Raw genomic sequence first — 18,559 nt, forward strand, 5'->3', positions numbered from 1 at the left:
TGGGAACGTGTCGGGATGTGATAGAGCAACGGTGAGTAAATGATCACATTTGGTGATCATTTGATCACAGAGCTGATAGCCTGAAGACATGGGAACAGCCGACCGCCATCGCTTGATCGGTGAATTGCTGCGAACCCGCGAGGCTGTAACAGTGGATGAGCTGATGGCCGAATGCGGTGCTTCCGGTGCCACGATCCGGCGCGACTTGGAGATCCTCGCCGCAAACGGAGTCCTTAAGCGGGTCCACGGAGGCGCGCGGAGCCTCCTCTTCAAGGGCGATAACCCCGGCTACGGCCAGCGGGAGTTGGAAGACCGCCAGGGCAAAGTCAGGATCGCGGCAGCCGTGGACGCCCTGCTCCAGGATCGCGAACACGTCTGGTTGGACAGCGGTTCGACGGCCACGGAAATTGCCCGCAGCATCGGAAAGCGCCAACTGACCGTCATGCCCATGTCCCTGCACGGTGTGGATGCTTTGGCAGGGGGACGTCCTGAGCTGATCCTGCCCGGAGGGCGGCTGGTCCCCGGCGAGCTCTCCTTCCGCGGACCCATGGCTGAAGCCAACGTACGGTCCTTGCGTTTTGACACGGCCGTCATCACGCCGTGCGCGTTCAACCTCAAAGACGGACTGCTTGCCCACGACATCGATGATGCGGCAGTGAAGCGGGCCGGCCTGGAATCAGCGTCGAGGGTGATAGTGGCAGGCTCCGGCAGTAAATGGAGGGCCAGCGCCCTTGCCTTGGTGGCCGCGATGGACGCGGCCGACGTACTGGTTACCGACGTGGAACCGGCCCCCGAAGATCTTTCCCTGCTCAACGAACTCTCTGTGGAAGTTGTGATTGCATGACCACCAGCACCCGAACCGTCCCCAACGTGAACGCGGCCGCAATAGCCACGTTCTTCGTCTTCGGCATGAACGGGCTGGTCTTTGCCAGTTGGGCTGCCCGCATTCCGGCCGTCACCGAAGCGCTCAGCCTCACGTCCGGACAGATGGGCAGCCTCCTGCTCTGCACCGCGGTGGGCTCCCTCCTGGCGCTGCCAACGGCGGGCTGGGTTGTAGGACGGATCGGGACAGCCAACACGGTCCGGACGGCCGGGGCGGTGGCCGCGGCAGCCGGGGTAGGGATTGCCGTTGCCCTCATGGCGGCTTCTGTTCCGGTGATGGCCGTCTCGCTGTTCTTCTTCGGCATTGGCATCGGCCTGTGGGACGTCGCCCAAAACATCGAAGGCGCCGACGTCGAACACCGGCTCAGGCGCACCATCATGCCGCAGTTCCATGCCGCCTTCAGCGGCGGCGCGTTCGTTGGCGCGCTCATCGGTGCGGGCCTTTCACACCTTGGCGTGGGCCTGCCTGAGCATCTGCTGGTCATTGCAGGCATCGCATTGGTACTGGCGCTGACGGCGCCGCGCTACTTCCTGCCGCACGCGCCAGTTGTTGAAGCGTCCGACGGCGGCACTGACGTCAAGCGCGGACCTTCAGCCTGGCGGGACGGCAGGACGCTGCTCATCGGCGTCGTGGTCCTGGGGGCGACCCTTACGGAAGGCGCGGGCAACGACTGGATTGCCAAGGCAGCGGTCGATGGCCTGGGAACGTCGGAAGGCGGAGGCGCCCTGCTCTTTGCCCTGTTCGTTGCCGGTATGACCCTCATGCGTTTCCTTGGTGGCAAGGTGATCGACAAGTTCGGTCGGGTGGCCGTGCTCCGGGCAAGCATGGCTGCCGCTGCGGTCGGCTTGGTCCTGTTCGTCCTGGCGGACAACGTGGTTCTGGCCGGAGCCGGCGCAACCCTTTGGGGCGTCGGAGCCGCCCTGGCCTTCCCCATGGGGATGTCTGCTGCCGCCGACGACCCCAGACATGCTGCAGCCAGGGTTTCCGTGGTGTCGACTATCGGGTACGTAGCTTTCCTGGCGGGTCCTCCCCTGCTGGGTTACCTGGGCGACCACACAGGTATCCACAATGCGCTCCTGGCCATTGGAGCACCTATTCTGGTTGCCCTTCTGCTGGCTGGCGTCGCGAAGCCCTTGCCTGCCACACAGGAGAAGTAACCGCAGATAGATTCTCCTGGATGCATATCTTCATGAAAGGGACCCACAGCAGCAGCGTCACGCCCACGCCCACGCATGCACCACCAAGGACATCGCTGAGCCAGTGGGCGGAGAGATAGGTTCGGCTGGCCATCGTGACGAGGATTCCCGCGATGGCCAGAAGCTTGAACCACAGCTTGCCTGTGAGCAGTACGAGGGTCATGAGAAAGACGGCCGTTGCGGATACATGCCCTGAAGGGTATGAACCAGTGTCCGTCAGGACCTTTGCGCCTTCAGGACGATCGCGCCCAACCACTGCTTTGGCAAGCTGGGTCACTCCCAACGCAATCAACGCCGCGAGGGCGGAGAAGAGGGCCATCTTGGGTCTGCGCCAGAGGAGCAACACCGCCACCAAGAGGACTTCCAGAATGAGCACGCCCACATAACCGAGCCAGTTCAGGAAGGCATTGACCTGGTCCCAGAACGGCGAATGAAGCGTAAAGATCAAGGCCTGCCACTGGGTGTCCACCCCGTTGAACGCCGGTTCGCCCTGCCCGGCGAGGATCAACAGTCCAGGCACGAGGAATGCCGTCAACAACAGCGCGGCAGGTGCGACGAGCAGCGAGCTTGGCCGGTGGCGGGGTTCCAATATGCGTGGCATGCCTTCATGGTAGCCAGAGCTTCCTGGGCATTCGGGGGAAGGGACCTCCGCCGAACTCCGGAGCGGGGCGATACTGTGGGTTGATGCGAGGCTTCCCGGGCATAGGTCCCCACAACGTGACGAAATTCGATCACTTCCTCGTGCGGGCCGTATCCCGCCAGCGCCAGGGCAACCACGACGACTTCTTCCGTTACCTGTCCGCTGCCGCCACCAAGGGCAAGCTGTGGTTCGGCATCGCGGGGATCATGGCGACCGTTCCGGGCAGGCCGCGCCGGGCCGCGCTGCACGGTTTGCTCGCCTTGGGCGTCGCGTCCGCCGTCACGAACCTGGTTTTCAAGACCGCCCTGCCGCGCACCAGGCCCTCGCCCGATCATCTTCCTGTTTTCAGGTTCGTGAATCCTCAGCCCACCAGCTCATCGATGCCGTCGGGACATTCCGCCTCGGCAGTGGCCTTCGCGGTGGGAGCCGGGATCGTTTCACCGGCAATCGGCCTCGCTTTGGCTCCCGTGGCTGCCGGTGTGGCCTACTCGAGGGTCCACACCGGCGCCCATTGGCCCTCGGATGTTGTCTTCGGTTCGGCACTCGGCGCCGGAGCCGCCTTATTGACGCGCAAGTGGTGGCCGGCCCGTCCGCCGGAGCCCATGCCCCGGCGGACTCCAGCGGACGTACCGGCAATCCCCGACGGCGACGGGCTGGTGATCGCCGTCAACGCCATGGGAGGGTCTTATACGCCGGAGACCGGCGAGCTGCTCAAGAAACTATTCCCCAAGGCGCATATACACGAGATCGCTGAGGGAGAAGACGTCGAGGCAGCTGTCCGCACCGTGGCGTCGAGACCCGAAGCCGTCGCCCTGGGGGTATGGGGCGGTGACGGAACGGTAGGCACTGCGGCGGCTGCCGCCGTCGAACACTCCCTTCCACTGCTGGTTCTGCCGGGCGGAACGCTCAACCACTTCGCCCGCGACCTGGGCAGCAACTCCATGGACGATGCCGTGGAAGCGCTCACCAAGGGCTGGGGCGCCTCCGTGGATCTGGGCTGGGTGGTGGTGCAGCGCGGTCTGCCGGAGGAGCCGGAAACCATCGAGCTGGCCATGCTCAATACGGCCAGCGTGGGTGTTTACCCCAACCTGGTGAGACGGCGTGAACGTTTGCAGCCGGCACTCGGTAAGCCGCTGGCGAGCCTGGTGGCATCGCTGCGGACCTTCGCGGTGAACTCCCCCACCACGCTCAGAGTGGACGGCGTCAGGCACAAGCTGTGGATCATGTACATGGGCCGTGGACGCTACTACCCCGCCGACCATGCGCCCATTCGCCGCCCGGTGCTGGACGACGGCGTCCTGGACTTGCGGATGATTTCGGCGGACGAGCCGTTCGCCCGTGCCCGGTTGCTGTGGGCAGTGGTGACCGGCACTGTGGCCTCCTCCAAGGTGACGCACCTGTCCGAGGCCGGCAGCATCACGATCGAGGCCGCGGACCAGCCCCTGGCCCTGGCCGTCGACGGTGAGGCGAAGGCCAACGTCCGGAGTGCCGAATTCTCGATCCGGACAGGCGGACTGCGCGTGTACTCGCCGCTTCCCCCGGTGGGATAACCGACCGGATATCCGGGCGGGTCATCCGGTAGGACTACCCTGACCGGACCCTGAATCATCCCTGGGACAGGCGATTTCCTTCTCTTCCCTGACTAGCGTTTAAGTACATTCACAACTCATCTGCACGGACACGTGTCTAGGGAGGGAACGCTTCCATGATCGAAGCAAAAGGCCTGACGAAGGTCTACGGCGAAAAAACAGCCGTAGGTGGCGTCAGTTTTACGGTCCAGGCCGGCCGGGTAACGGGCTTCCTCGGCCCGAACGGTGCCGGCAAGTCCACCACAATGCGCATGATCATGGGACTGGACACGCCCACGTCCGGCTCCGTGACCGTGAACGGCGTGCCATTCGAAAAGCATGTGGCTCCCCTGCGTGAGATTGGCGCCTTGCTGGATGCCAAGGCAGTCCACACCAGCCGCACGGCTTACAACCACCTGCTCGCCATGGCAGCAACCCACAGCATCCCCAAGAGCCGTGTGCGTGAAGTGATTGAGATGACCGGCCTGGGCGATGTTGCCAAGAAGAAGGTCAAGGGATTCTCGCTCGGCATGGGACAACGCCTGGGCATCGCCGCCGCGCTGTTGGGTGATCCCCAGACGATCATCCTGGACGAGCCGGTGAACGGCTTGGATCCCGAAGGCGTCGTGTGGGTCAGGAACCTGGTCAAGTACCTGGCGTCCGAGGGCCGCACGGTCTTCCTGTCCAGCCACCTCATGAGCGAAATGGCGCTCACGGCAGACCACCTGATAGTGATCGGCCGCGGCAAGATCATCGCCGATGCTCCCATCGCTGACATCATCACCGGCAAGGGCCAGGCCCGCACCCGCGTCCGCACCGATCAGCCTGAACACCTCATGCAGCTGCTCGCCGGACAAGGCGTTTCGGTGGAGGTCCACGAACGCGAGCTTCTGGAGGTCAGTGGACTTGATCCACGCGCCATCGCACGCACCGCGCTGGACAACCAGGTCATGGTCTACGAACTCACGCCTCTCCAAGCGAGCCTCGAGGAGGCCTACATGGAGCTGACCAAGGACGAGGTGGAGTACCACTCGCACATCAACACCGGGACGTCGGTTCCCGCTTCGGCCGGAGGGAAGAACTAGTGAGCACCGCAATCACGGACAGCAAACCCACACGCACCCCGGTGGGTCCGGGACCGGCTTTCCACCGGGTTCTGAACTCCGAATTCATCAAATTCCGCACTCTGCTTTCGACCCTCATCCTCCTGGCCTCCACGGCTGTGGTCATGGTTGGCTTCGCGGCCTTGGCTGCTTGGGGAACGGGGCAGTTCGCCGACCAGGCAGCCCGCGATCCCGAAGCGGCCGCCGCGATGGCAGCCCAGGGCGGAGACCTGGCCGTCAGCATTCCGACGTCCGGAATCTCGTTCGCCCAGCTCATCCTTGGCTCCCTGGGCGTGCTGCTCATGAGCTCGGAATTCACCACCGGCATGGCACGTTCCACCTTCGCCGCCGTGCCCAAGCGCCTCTCCCCGTTCCTGGCGAAGCTCATTGTGGTGGTCGTGAGCGCGTTCCTTCTGACCGCTGTTGCCACGTACGTAGCAGGGCTCGTTTCATTGCCGATCGTGGATAACTACAACCTCAAGCTGGACCTTGGCAGCTCGCAGTCCATCAAGCTCCTGCTGGTGAACAGCATCTATGTGGCCGCCGTGGCTGCGATCGGCATGGCCCTGGGAACGATCGTCCGGAACTCGGCCGGTGGAATCATGAGCCTCGTCGGCCTGTTGTTCGTGGCTCCCATCGCATTCCAGCTCATCCCCGGCGATTTCTTCAAGGAAGCCAACAAGTACCTCCCCACCAGCACCATCAACCCGATGACCGCCGTCGAGCACGTCCCGGACACGCTGGAAGCGTGGCAGGCCGCGCTGGTGCTGACCGCCTGGGTTGTTGTGCCGGTGGCAATTGCCATGGTTCTGCTCAAGAAGAGGGACGTCTAGGGCGTTTAGGCATTCTTCATGATCGAAGTCCCACAAAGGAAGGACGCGTTGGCCGGTCCGGCTGACGCGTCCTTCGCGGAAATCACCCAGCGCCGCCGCGGACGCGTGCGGCGCTATTTCTACGAGCACCCAATGGCCATGGATGCCGTGGTGGTCTCTTGCTATGTGCTCCTGGCGCTGCCCACCATCATCTCTTCGGTCATCGAGGGCAAGTGGCTGGTCACGTCATTCCTTTTGCTCATCGCCCTGGCACTGTGGTTCCGGCGGCAGAGCCCGATTCATGTGGCGGCCGCCGTTGCCCTCCTGGAAATCGCCGCTACCATCCTCAACCCTTGGGGATCGAACGTCTCGGCGGGTCTTTGGTTCGCCCTTTACGCCGTAGCATCCGCCAGAAAGCGTCCCGTGGCGTTTGTGGTGCTGGGCGCGGCCAGCCTCCCCCTGAGCTTGCTCTATCTCTTCATGTGGACGAGCCCCAGCAACATGGACACGCTCCGGGAGGTTCCGGAGAACTTCCACCTCATCAACAACATCGCCACGGCCGTGACCATCATGCTGTCCAACCTCCTGGCCACGGGAATCGGCATTTCGGTCCGGGAGCGCCGGGAGCATGAGGCGGAGATCGCCGCCTGGGTGGCTCGCACGACCCAGCTGGGCAAGGTCACCGAGCGCAACAGGATCGCCCGCGAGATGCACGACGTCGTGGCACACTCGCTCACGGTCATGGTGAGCCTTTCCGACGGCGCGGCAGTGGTGGTGAAGAAGGATCCCGAACGCGCCGGCGAGGTGCTTGGTGAACTATCCAGGACGGGGCGGAACGCCTTGGCTGATATGCGCAGGGTATTGGGCGTCCTAAGGGACGATTCCGGCCGTCCGGCGCCGCTCACACCGCTGGAATCGGGACACAACCTTTCCAAGCTGCTGGATGGATTCCGGACGGCAGGGCTTCCGCTTCACTATGCTCATACGGGACCCGCGCTCCCGGCTGACCCCGCGTTCGAACTGACCGTCTATCGGATTGTCCAGGAATCGCTGACCAACGTCCTGAGGTACGGAAGGTCGTTGAGCCGGGTGGACGTGCAGGTGGCGCGCGACGGCGACCTGGTCACCATCGACGTGCTCGACGACGGCCGCGGAACCAGGGACGGCAACGCGAAGGGAAGCCTGGGCACCGGCCAAGGAATTGCAGGCATGCGGGAGCGGGCCGGAATCTACGCCGGAAAAATCGGGGCCGGACCCGGCAAGAACGGCGGCTGGGCGGTACACGCCGAGCTGAACTGGAACGGCGACAAGGGGGAGTAATGAGGGACTACGAACTGACAGGTCAAGGGACCATCAAGATCCTGTTGGTGGATGACCAACCACTTCTGAGGATGGGCTTTCGGCTGATCCTTGAGGGCGAAGATGACCTGACGGTGGTGGGCGAGGCATCGGATGGCGCAGAGGCCGTCCGCTTGGTGGCGGAGCTGCAACCGGACGTCGTCCTTATGGATGTTCGCATGCCCGCCATGGACGGCATCGAAGCCACCCGGCGCATATCGGCCGCGGGTGCTGATGCGAGGGTCATCATTCTTACCACCTTCGACCTCGATGAATATGCTTTCTCAGGTCTGCAGGCCGGGGCGTCCGCGTTCCTCCTGAAGGACGTGGCTCCCGCTGAGCTGGTCCACGCGGTTCGGGTGGTGGCCAGCGGGGACGCAGTGGTGGCACCGAGGATCACCCAACGGCTGCTGGAGACCTACGTCCGCGGGGGACACGCGCCAGGGATCACGCCGGCCCACCGTGACCCTCTGCTGGATGAGCTGACTCCGCGCGAAACGGAGATCCTCACCACCATCGCCGAAGGCCTGTCCAACGCCGAGATTGCCCACAAATTCTTCTTGTCCGAGGCAACAGTGAAGACCCACGTGCGCCGCATCCTGAGCAAGCTGCAGTTGCGGGACCGCGTGCAGGTGGTGGTGTACGCCTACGAAACCGGGCTCGTGGTGCCGAGCAACCCGGATTACTGATCCGGATAGACTCGGGAGCATGCCTACGAACGCCTCCGCAGCAGAGCACATCAAGGACCTTGGCGAGTACGTTTCGGCGTCGCCGTCGAGCTTCCATGCCGTCGATGAAGCGGCCCGCCGCCTGGACGCAGCCGGCTTTACGGGTCTGAATGAGTTGGAGCCGTGGTCCGGGGGCGCGGGAGGCTATTACGTCATCCGGGACGGCGCCCTGATTGCCTGGGTATCGCCGGAGAACGCAGGTCCCACCACGGGGTTCAACATCCTTGGCGCCCACACCGATTCCCCGTCTTTCAAGCTCAAGCCGAAGCCCACAACGGGGAAGTTCGGTTGGCTGCAGGCGGGCGTGGAGGTCTACGGCGGCCCGCTGCTCAATTCCTGGCTGGACCGGGAACTGCAGCTTGCCGGCCGCCTGGTGATGCGTGACGGTACCCAGCACCTGACGGCCACTGGCCCCCTCCTGCGGTTCCCGCAGCTCGCCATCCATCTGGACCGGGCAGTCAACGAAGGCCTGACGTTGTCCAAACAGCAGCACATGAACCCGATTTTCGGGCTGGGAGATCCCGCAGGGGAGGATCTTTTGGGCCTGCTCGCCTCGCGCGTGAAGGACGCCTCGGTGGATGCTGCGGAGATCGGCGGGTACGACGTCGTCGTGGCAGACACGCAAGCGCCCGCGGTTTTCGGGGTCAATAGTGAGTTCTTCGCCTCCGGACGCTTGGACAACCTGTCGTCGACCCATGCGGGTTTGGTGGCGCTCATCGCCCACGCGGGGTCGGCGCCTGCCGACGGACCCATCGCAGTCCTTGCCGCCTTCGACCATGAGGAAATCGGCTCCAACTCCCGCTCCGGTGCTTGCGGACCGATCCTGGAGGACATCCTCACCCGGATCTCAGACGGTTTCGGGGTTTCGGTGAGCCAGCGGCGGCAGGCGTTGTCGGCGTCGTTCTGTGTTTCTGCCGATGCCGGCCACGCTGTCCACCCGAACTACGCCGAGCGCCATGACCCCGCCAACCGTCCGCTGCTCAACCGGGGCCCGTTGCTGAAGATCAATGCCAACCAGCGCTACGCAACAGATGCCACAGGCGCAGCTTTTTGGGCCCGGTTGTGCGCAGAGTCGGGTGTTCCGTACCAGGAGTTTGTTTCCAACAACGACATCCCCTGCGGTTCCACCATTGGTCCGTTGACGGCCACGCGCCTCGGCATCCGCACGGTTGATGTCGGAGTTCCGCTGCTTTCGATGCACTCCGCGCGTGAGCTGTGTGGCGTGGAGGATCCCTACTCCTTGGCCAGGGTGACGGAACTGTTCTTCGCCACTGCCATGTGACCCCCGCCACGGCCCAAAGCCTCAAGGGGTCGTTTCAGGACGGTTTCAAAAGTTCTCAATAAGAAACATTTGATGCTTTAAGCGATACATTTTGTGCATACTCCCGGTTTGGCTGACGTCAATATGTTTGTCTGCACAGCATCAGCCCCGGTACGGGGTGGCTAGTGTGGGAAAGCCAAGTGGCCCACTGCACATCTCCGTGGGCCTTCCAAGTACTCAAAGGACGGCGACGTTCCATGCACGCTGACCAACAACTTTCCAAATCGCTTAAGCCCCGGCACCTGTCCATGATCGCCATTGCGGGCGTCATCGGCGCAGGCCTCTTCGTGGGCTCGGGCGCAGCTATCCAACAGGCGGGACCAGGAATCCTCGTGGCCTACCTCGCCGCGGGCCTGGTGGTCATCCTGGTGATGCGCATGCTGGGCGAAATGGCTGCAGCCAATCCGGAGACCGGCTCGTTCTCCACCTATGCCGACAAAGCGCTTGGCCGATGGGCCGGGTTCAGCATCGGTTGGCTCTACGCCTGGTTCTGGATCATCGTGCTGGGCATCGAAGCCACTGCCGGTGCCGCCATCATGCACCGCTGGGTGCCCGGCGTCGATCAGTGGATCTGGGCCCTGATACTCATGGTGCTCCTCACCCTCACCAACCTCGGTTCAGTGAAGTCCTACGGTGAGTTCGAGTTCTGGTTCGCGTCCATCAAAGTCGCGGCAATCGTCATCTTCCTGCTTGCAGGAATCGTCGCCATCCTCGGTTTCATGCCGGGCGTTCCTGCACCGGGAGTGACCAACCTCCTGGACCAGGGCGGCTTCATGCCGAGTGGTCCGGGCGCGGTCCTCGCCGGCATCCTCGTGGTGGTCTTCTCCTTCTTTGGCGCGGAGATCGCAACCATTGCTGCCGGGGAATCCGAGAATCCGGTGGACGCCGTCAAGAAGGCCGTGAAGTCCACCGTGTGGCGCATCCTGATCTTCTACATCGGCTCCATCGCCATTGTGGTCACCTTGCTCCCGTGGAACAGCGCCTCCGTTGCCAAGAGCCCGTATGTTGCAGTGATCGAGCTCTATGGCATCCCGGGAGCCGGCACCATCATGGACATTGTTGTCCTTACTTCGGTGCTTTCCTGCCTCAACTCGGGCCTCTACACCGCCAGCCGCATGCTGTTCTCGCTGTCCCGCCGCGGAGATGCTCCGAAGTCCTGGACGCGTATTTCCAAGCGCGGTGTGCCTGCGGCGGCCGTCCTGGCCTCCACAGTGGTCGGATTCATCACTGTGGGTCTGAACTACATCGCCCCGGACACGGTGTTCCTGTTCCTCGTCAACACCTCCGGCGCCATCGCACTGTTCGTGTGGTTGGTCATTGCAGCCTCCCAGCTGGTTCTCCGCCGCCGCATGGGCGCCGCCGCGAAGGATCTCCAGCTCAAGATGTGGTTCTTCCCGTACCTCACGTGGATTGCCATTGCGAGCATCGTGGCACTCATCATCGGCATGGTCATCCTGGAATCCACCCGCGAATCCCTCTTCCTGTCCCTGGCTCTCGCCGCGGTCGTTGTGGCCATCGGCGTGTGGAGGTACCGGAAGACCGGCCCGGCCAGCGCCGAGACCACCGCTGAAGCCGAACCGTCCGAGGTTGGTTCCGGACAGGCGTCGTAAGCGTCTGTTTGTTGCGGGGCAGTTGCCGTCAATTACGACGGCGGCTGCCCCGTTCGCGTTAATGCGAAGGCAGCGCTGCCTGCATCTTGCAGAAGGCTCACGAATGCCTGCGTTCGCGGCGAATTCTAGTGCGGTTCAGCGGCCGGCCCCCTGGACAACGAGTGTGCGCCAGAGGTGGTGGAGCATGCCCGCGAATGTCGCCACGTACGCAGCAGCGGCGAGCCATAGCTCGGCCTGACCGATGGCCAGCACCACGGGAAGCTGGTCCGCGCGTCCGAGGTAGATCCCGGCCACAGAGTACATGCCGAGGGGGAAGATGATGCTCCACAGCCCGGACTCGTAGGAGAGTGGAACACGGTTGATGAGGTGCCGCCAGCATCCTGCGGCAATGAGCACCGGCAGCAGCCACGTGGCGAAGGCCCAGAAGACTACGGAGGCGCCAGCGACGAGTCCGTGGACGGCTCTGGTTACGGGGGCATCGGCCATCTCAAGGATGCGCGCACCTGCAAGGACGGTGATGGCCATGGCGCCCATCGACACGAAGTATCCCGGACCCAGGTCCTGAGGCTGAATCCGATAGACCATGAGGCGCAGGGAAACGAAGATTCCCACGGCCGCGTAGAGGACGATCCCAACGGACCATGAGAGGACAGCGAGCAGCGCCAGGCCGGTCTTCCATGTGCCGGCGAGAGGCTCCAGCGTGGCGCAGGCTGTGGCCACGGACTGGCTTGCGACGCACCAGATGAACCACGTCCCGTTGGCGTCCTTAATCACAGGGCGTTCAGTCCGCCCGAGGACGGCGGTCCAGGGAATGACGTAGCCGAGCACGAGCCACGCAGACCCCGAAACAACAAGGAGGGTCGCCGTCGCCATGGGCGCCTCGGCCATGGCCAGGCGCACGCCAAGGACGTTGGTGCCCGCGACGAAAGTGTAGAAACCGAACGCACGCGCCGGGTTCATGAAATCAGCGACGATTTCACCGCGAAATTTGATGATCCGGACGACGTTCACAACAACCAGTACCGCGTAGGCGCCTATGCAGATGGCGAGAAAGACGCCGGATACCGCAGAGAAGCCCTCAAGCTCGAAGCCGACCGAGATGATGCCACTGGCCATGACGAGTGCAAAGTACCCCGGGGCAAGGGTGGAGGCAGCACCGGATATCCGGGCCTGGAACGTCGCGTGACCGGGATGCACGCTGCCATCCTAAACGGGCCGGAGCAACCGACACCATGGGTCACAGGGGAAACATCCGAAGCGCCTGGCACGCTCCCGTCGAGAGTCTTAAGACCCATATCTTGGCCCGGGCCCGGACCCTAGGATGAGGCCATGAGTGCCAAAGACCCGGCGGGGTTGGACGGGCCCGCCTCGGATGCAATGTTGAAGCTCGCGCGTTTCTTCACGAAGTGGGACCAGAACGACGACGGCCGGGCGGTGTTTCGTGAAGGCGGGCGCAAAGGCGACATCTTCTACCGGGACCGGTGGAGCCATGACAAGGTGGTCCGCTCAACGCACGGGGTGAACTGCACTGGATCCTGTTCATGGAAGGTGTACGTCAAGGACGGCATCATCACCTGGGAGTCGCAGCAAACGGATTACCCTTCCGTTGGGCCGGACAGGCCGGAATACGAACCCCGGGGTTGCCCGCGCGGCGCGGCCTTTTCCTGGTACACGTACTCACCCACGCGAGTGCGTTTCCCCTATGTCCGGGGAGTCCTGGTGGAGATGTACCGTGAGGCCAAGGCGCGTCTTGGGGACCCGGTGCTGGCATTCGCGGAGATAGCCGCGGACCCGGAACGACGCCGTCGCTACCAGCAGGCCCGGGGCAAGGGCGGGCTCGTGCGCGTGTCCTGGCAGGAGGCGATCGAAATCGCTGCCGCCGCTCACGTGAACACCATCAAGACCTACGGTCCGGATCGCTGCGCAGGGTTTTCGCCGATTCCCGCAATGTCCATGGTCTCGCACGCCGTTGGGACGCGTTTCATCCAGCTGATCGGCGGCGTGATGACATCCTTCTACGACTGGTATGCCGACCTGCCGGTGGCCAGCCCCCAGGTTTTCGGGGACCAGACCGATGTCCCCGAATCCGGAGACTGGTGGGACGCGGGCTACCTGATGATGTGGGGTTCCAATGTTCCCGTCACGAGGACCCCTGATGCGCACTGGATGGCCGAGGTGCGGTACCGCGGCACGAAAGTGGTGACCGTCAGCCCTGATTACGCGGACAACACGAAGTTCGCCGACGAATGGCTCCCTGCCCAGGCCGGAACGGACGCGGCGCTGGCCATGGCAATGGGGCACGTCATGCTCAAGGAGTTCTTCATTGACCGGGAGGTTCCCTTCTTCGCGGACTACGTGAAGCAGTACACGGATTTGCCGTTCCTGGTCCGGCTGGAAAAGCGCGACGACGGCGGGTTGACGCCGTCGAAATTCCTCACCGCCCGTGACGTCCCCGCCGAAGCGGGGGCCGAAGACGCGGCATTCCGCACAGTCTTGTTTGACAAGAAAACCGGCCGGATCGCGGTCCCTAACGGCTCAATGGGTTTCCGCTATTCCGGTAGTGGGGAGGGCAAGTGGAACCTGGATCTTGAGGGGATCGAGCCCGCTCTGTCGCTGCGTGAAGTCTCCGGGGAAAGCGCCGAGATCCTGCTGCCCTGTTTTGAGGACGCCGGCGGCACAGGCAGCATCCTGAGGCGGGGTGTCCCCGTCCTGGAGGTCGAAGGGCAACTGGTCACCACAGTGTTCGACTTGATGCTGGCCCAGTACGGCGTGGGCCGGGAAGGGCTTCCCGGCGAATGGGCAGCAGGCTACGACGACGCGGGCACGCCCTACACCCCGGCGTGGCAGGAGGAAATCACGTCCGTCCCGGCACAGGCCTGCATCCGGGTTGCGCGGGAGTTTGCACGCAACGCCGAGCAGTCCAAAGGCCGCTCGATGATCATCATGGGTGCCGGGATCTGCCAGTGGTTCCACGGCGACGCCACCTACCGGGCGGTGTTGGCCCTGGTCATGCTGACGGGTTGCATGGGCCGTAACGGCGGCGGCTGGGCGCACTACGTGGGGCAGGAAAAGACCCGACCGGCCACCGGCTGGGTGTCCTTGGCGAATGCGCTGGACTGGTCCCGGCCGCCGCGGACCATGGTCGGCACAGGCTATTGGTACATGCACACGGACCAGTGGCGCCAGGACGGCTATTCAGCGGACGCACTGAAGTCCCCGCTCTCCACCGGAAACCTGGACGGCATGCACACCGCCGATGCGCTGGCCCAGTCCGCCCGGCTCGGCTGGATGCCGTTCTACCCGCAATTTGACCGCAATCCCCTGGACGTCGCCGATGAAGCCGAGGCCGCCGTCGCCGCCGGAACCGCGAAGGACGCACCTGCCTACATCGCGGACGCGCTGAAGAGCCGAGCCCTTAACCCGGCCATCGAGGACGTGGATGCCCCCGAAAACTGGCCCAGGACCCTCGTGCTGTGGCGCTCGAACCTGTTCGGGTCCTCCGCCAAGGGCAACGAGTATTTCCTGCGCAACCTGCTGGGAACCCACAACAACGTCCTCGGCAAGGACCACGCTGAAGGGCTCAAACCCATGGACGTGGAGTGGCACGAGCAGGCGCCTGAAGGGAAACTGGACCTGCTGGTCTCCGCGGACTTCCGCATGACCTCCACCACGCTGCTGTCCGACGTCGTGTTCCCGGCAGCCACTTGGTATGAGAAACACGATCTGTCCTCCACCGATATGCACCCGTTCGTGCATGCTTTCAGCCCCGCGATCGATCCGCCGTGGGAAACAAAGACCGATTTCGATACTTTCCATCTGCTCGCACGTGAGTTCTCCCGGCTGGCCAAAACGCACCTCGGCGTCCGCCGGGACCTGGTCAGCGTGCCGCTGCAGCACGACACCCCGGGCCAACTCGCCCAGCCCGGCGGCATCGTCCGGGACTGGCGGGATCCGGAAGTCCCCGCTGTCCCGGGACAGAACATGCCCGTTTTCTCGGTGGTGGAGCGCGACTACACGGCCATCGCCGACAAGTTGGCCGCCGTCGGGCCTTTGGCCGACAGGCTCGGCTTCACGGTCAAGAACATCACCTACCGCCTCAAAGGTCCGTTGGACCGGCTCAGTCACTCCAACGGAGTGATGCTCGGGGGCGCAGCGGACGGCAGGCCCGCGATCGACACCGACGCCAAGATGGCCGAAGCCATCCTCGCCTTCTCCGGCACCACCAACGGTGCGCTGTCCGTCCAGGGCTTCAGGGACCTCGAAGTCCGCACCGGGCGGAAACTGGCAGACCTCGCAGAAGGGTCCGACGAAAAGTTCATCACCTTCGCGCAGACCCAGGCCGGCCCGGTGCCGGTGATCACCTCGCCCGAATGGTCCGGTTCCGAGACCGGCGGGCGCCGCTACGCCCCGTTCACCATCAACGTGGAGCGGCTCAAACCCTGGCACACCCTGACCGGACGCATGCACTTCTTCCTCGACCACGACTGGATGATCGACATCGGCGAAGCCCTGCCGATCTACCGGCCACCGCTGGACATGCACCGGCTCTTCAACGAACCCAGGCTAGGTCAGGACGGGTCCATGGAGGTGGTGGTCCGCTACCTGACCCCGCACTCCAAATGGTCCATCCACTCCGAATACCAGGACAACCTGCTCATGCTCTCCCTCTCCCGGGGCGGCCCCACTGTGTGGATGAGTCCGGCTGACGCAGAAGCAATTCACGTCAAGGACAACGACTGGGTGGAGTGCCTGAACATCAACGGCGTGCTGGTGGCCCGGGCAATCGTCAGCCACCGGATGCCGGCGGGCGTGGTCTATGTGCACCACGCCCAGGAACGGACCATCGATGTCCCGAAGTCCGAGGCCACGGGCCGGCGCGGCGGCATCCACAACTCCGTGACCCGGCTGCTGGTCAAGCCGTCGCACCTGATCGGCGGCTACGCCCAGCTGGCCTACGCGTTCAACTACCTTGGCCCCACCGGAAACCAGAGGGACATGGTGGCCACGGTCCGCCGTCGTTCGCAGGAGGTGCAGTACTGATGCGTGTCATGGCTCAAATGGGCATGGTCATGAACCTGGACAAATGTATCGGCTGCCACACCTGCTCGGTGACCTGCAAGCAGGCGTGGACCAACCGCGCCGGCACTGAATACGTCTGGTTCAACAACGTCGAAACCCGGCCCGGTCAGGGCTACCCACGCCGGTATGAGGACCAGGAGCGCTGGCGCGGCGGCTGGTCGCTGAACAAGCGCGGAAGGCTGGTCCTCAAGGCTGGCGGCCGCGTGAAGAAGCTTTTGGGAATTTTTGCCAGCCCGGTCCAGCCTGAGCTCAAGGACTACTACGAGCCCTGGACCTATGATTACAAGACCCTCGTGGATGCGCCCTTGGGCGACGATTTCCCGGTGGCCCGGCCCAAATCCCTCATTACCGGCAAAGACACCAGCATTACCTGGTCCGCCAACTGGGACGATGACCTGGGCGGGTCCGCCGAAAACGGACATCTGGACCCGATCGTGGAAAAGGTCCGGCGGGAATCCGAGGACAAGATCAAGTTCGCCTATGAACAGACCTTCATGTTCTACCTTCCACGGATCTGCGAGCACTGCCTGAACCCGTCGTGCATGGCATCCTGTCCCTCGGGCGCCATCTACAAGCGGGTGGAGGACGGGATCGTCCTCGTGGACCAGGACAGGTGCCGCGGCTGGCGGCAGTGCGTGACGGGTTGTCCGTACAAGAAGATTTACTTCAACCACAAAACCGGCAAGGCAGAGAAGTGCACTTTTTGCTATCCGAGGGTTGAAGTGGGCTTGCCGACGGTCTGCTCGGAGACCTGCGTTGGCCGGCTGCGGTACTTGGGCTTGTTTCTGTACGACGCCGATGCCGTCACCGCAGCGGCGTCGGTGACCGACCCCCGGGATCTCTACGAGTCCCAAATGGATGTGCTCCTGGATCCGGACGACCCCCATGTGCAGGCCGAAGCCCGGGCGCAGGGCATCCCCGAAGACTGGATAGACGCCGCCCGGCGCTCTCCCGTGTACGCCCTGGCCAAGGTGTACAAGGTGGCGCTTCCCCTGCACCCCGAATACCGGACCATGCCGATGGTCTGGTACGTGCCGCCGCTCTCTCCAGTAGTGGACTTGTTGCGGGACCAGGGCCACGACGGCGAGGACCACGGGAACCTCTTCGGCGCCATCGACGCATTGCGCATCCCGGTTGAGTACCTTGCCGAACTCTTCACCGCGGGCGACACCGGCAGGGTCACCGCGGTGCTGCGCAAGCTCGCGGCCATGCGCTCCTTCATGCGGGGCATCAGCCTGGGCAACGACCCCGACGAGTCCATCCCCGAGTCTGTTGGCATGGACGGCCACAGCATGTACGAGATGTACCGGCTCATGGCCCTGGCAAAGTACGACGAGCGCTACGTCATCCCGAAGGCCCACGTGGAACAAGCCCACGACCTGGAGGAAATGGGTTGTTCGCTGGATTTCGACGGCGGCCCCGGCATGCAGGATTCCTCCCCGTTCGGCGAGGCCAGCGGCAGGCCCGTCCCGGTGGCGTTGGAAACCTTCAACGCCCTCCGGGACCGGCAGACTTCAGACACCGCGCCCGGCGAACCGACCCTGCGGGGCCGGGTGAACTTGCTGAACTGGGACGGTACCGGAGCCCCACCCGGGCTCTTCCCCCCGAAACCGGATCCTGCCGCCGCATCGGACAGCCGGGCCGCAGGCGGGGAGGAACTGTGACGAAGCGCCAACGGATCATCTACCTCGCCGCAGCCTGGTGCCTGTCCTACCCGGACGAGGAACTGATCGGCCGCCTTCCCCTCATGCGTGCCGCCCTGGCTGAATTTCCAGGAGCCGTACAGGATTTTGACGACGTCTTGACGCACTTGGAGTCCGAACCTCTGACGGCGGTCCAAGCCTCCTACGTGCAGGAGTTCGACCTTGGCAGGCGGCACGCACTCCACCTGTCCTACTGGACGGACGGAGATACCCGGCGCCGCGGTGAGGTCCTGGGCAATTTCAAGAAGGCTTACCGGCAAAGCGAGATCCTGGTGGACACGCGCGGCGAGCTTCCGGACTACCTGCCGATGGTCCTGGAATACGCCGCCGTGGTGGACCTGGCAGCAGGCCGGGACCTGCTCACCCGCTACCGTGCCAGCCTGGAGATGCTCCGCTTCGGCCTGCTCCGGGACAGCCTTCCCCACGCACGGATTCTGCAAGCCATCTGCGCCACCCTGCCCGGCAAATCTCCGGCCGACGAGCAGGCAGTCATGCGGATGGCCGGCTACGGTCCGCCCACCGAAGCCGTGGGCCTGGACCCCTACGATCCGCGCCTGCTGCCTGTGAAGGAGGCATGA

The 18,559-nt window shown here is 64.0% G+C and carries 14 protein-coding genes; 12 read left to right on the forward strand and 2 right to left on the reverse strand.

The genetic code is table 11. The features are described 5' to 3' along the window. The first annotated feature begins 88 nt into the window (after positions 1-88). Together HMI59_RS00150 and HMI59_RS00155 are read left to right on the forward strand one after the other, a co-directional pair. Complete coding sequence (locus HMI59_RS00150) at positions 89-844, forward strand: DeoR/GlpR family DNA-binding transcription regulator (protein WP_193592428.1); 756 nt, start codon at positions 89-91, stop codon at positions 842-844. Further along, on the forward strand, positions 841-2,040 hold the full coding sequence (locus tag HMI59_RS00155) for an MFS transporter (RefSeq protein WP_193592429.1): 1,200 nt from the start codon (positions 841-843) through the stop codon (positions 2,038-2,040). The genes HMI59_RS00150 and HMI59_RS00155 overlap by 4 nt, the downstream gene beginning before the upstream one ends. On the opposite strand, the gene HMI59_RS00160 is transcribed toward HMI59_RS00155, so the two are convergent. Continuing rightward, positions 1,976-2,680, reverse strand: coding sequence for a phosphatase PAP2 family protein (locus HMI59_RS00160; protein ID WP_062098884.1), 705 nt, complete (start codon positions 2,678-2,680; stop codon positions 1,976-1,978). The two genes, HMI59_RS00155 and HMI59_RS00160, sit on opposite strands and share 65 nt — an antisense overlap. 83 nt (positions 2,681-2,763) lie before the next feature. On the opposite strand from HMI59_RS00160, the gene HMI59_RS00165 reads away from it, so the two are divergent. The 7 genes from HMI59_RS00165 to HMI59_RS00195 all read left to right on the forward strand — a co-directional run bounded on the left by HMI59_RS00165 (position 2,764) and on the right by HMI59_RS00195 (position 11,199). After that, positions 2,764-4,269 carry a bifunctional phosphatase PAP2/diacylglycerol kinase family protein gene (locus HMI59_RS00165; protein ID WP_193592430.1) on the forward strand — a complete coding sequence of 502 codons (1,506 nt, stop codon included), beginning with the start codon at positions 2,764-2,766 and terminating at the stop codon, positions 4,267-4,269. Between the two features lie 155 nt (positions 4,270-4,424). Next, complete coding sequence (locus HMI59_RS00170) at positions 4,425-5,372, forward strand: ABC transporter ATP-binding protein (RefSeq protein WP_062098882.1); 948 nt, start codon at positions 4,425-4,427, stop codon at positions 5,370-5,372. Further along, complete coding sequence (locus HMI59_RS00175; RefSeq protein WP_021473333.1) at positions 5,372-6,223, forward strand: ABC transporter permease; 852 nt, start codon at positions 5,372-5,374, stop codon at positions 6,221-6,223. Before HMI59_RS00170 ends, HMI59_RS00175 begins: the two co-directional genes overlap by 1 nt. Before the next feature lie 18 nt (positions 6,224-6,241). After that, the gene (locus HMI59_RS00180) at positions 6,242-7,522 is read left to right on the forward strand and encodes a sensor histidine kinase (protein ID WP_193592431.1); all 1,281 of its coding nucleotides are present in this window, start codon (positions 6,242-6,244) and stop codon (positions 7,520-7,522) included. Then, positions 7,522-8,229, forward strand: coding sequence for a response regulator transcription factor (locus HMI59_RS00185; protein ID WP_193592432.1), 708 nt, complete (start codon positions 7,522-7,524; stop codon positions 8,227-8,229). Before HMI59_RS00180 ends, HMI59_RS00185 begins: the two co-directional genes overlap by 1 nt. A 19-nt stretch (positions 8,230-8,248) precedes the next feature. Continuing rightward, positions 8,249-9,550: a M18 family aminopeptidase gene (locus HMI59_RS00190; RefSeq protein ID WP_193592433.1), complete on the forward strand. Its 1,302-nt coding sequence runs from the start codon at positions 8,249-8,251 to the stop codon at positions 9,548-9,550. 236 nt (positions 9,551-9,786) lie between these two features. After that, positions 9,787-11,199: an amino acid permease gene (locus HMI59_RS00195; RefSeq protein WP_193592434.1), complete on the forward strand. Its 1,413-nt coding sequence runs from the start codon at positions 9,787-9,789 to the stop codon at positions 11,197-11,199. Between the two features lie 135 nt (positions 11,200-11,334). Here the strand turns inward: HMI59_RS00195 and HMI59_RS00200 are convergent, their stop codons facing one another. Beyond that, a complete protein-coding gene (locus tag HMI59_RS00200) occupies positions 11,335-12,396 on the reverse strand; it encodes a tellurite resistance/C4-dicarboxylate transporter family protein (RefSeq protein WP_227471478.1) in 1,062 nt (353 codons plus the stop codon). 132 nt (positions 12,397-12,528) lie between these two features. Between HMI59_RS00200 and HMI59_RS00205 the strand changes: the two genes are divergently transcribed. From HMI59_RS00205 to narJ, 3 genes are read left to right on the forward strand one after another with little or no spacing between them, the layout of a single operon-like run. After that, positions 12,529-16,239: a nitrate reductase subunit alpha gene (locus HMI59_RS00205; protein ID WP_193592435.1), complete on the forward strand. Its 3,711-nt coding sequence runs from the start codon at positions 12,529-12,531 to the stop codon at positions 16,237-16,239. Next, positions 16,239-17,942 carry a nitrate reductase subunit beta gene (gene narH / locus HMI59_RS00210; protein WP_166186224.1) on the forward strand — a complete coding sequence of 568 codons (1,704 nt, stop codon included), beginning with the start codon at positions 16,239-16,241 and terminating at the stop codon, positions 17,940-17,942. Before HMI59_RS00205 ends, narH begins: the two co-directional genes overlap by 1 nt. After that, positions 17,939-18,559, forward strand: coding sequence for a nitrate reductase molybdenum cofactor assembly chaperone (gene narJ / locus HMI59_RS00215; RefSeq protein WP_193592436.1), 621 nt, complete (start codon positions 17,939-17,941; stop codon positions 18,557-18,559). Before narH ends, narJ begins: the two co-directional genes overlap by 4 nt.

The organism is Paenarthrobacter sp. YJN-5, from assembly GCF_015040095.1.
Classification (GTDB): domain Bacteria; phylum Actinomycetota; class Actinomycetes; order Actinomycetales; family Micrococcaceae; genus Arthrobacter; species Arthrobacter ureafaciens.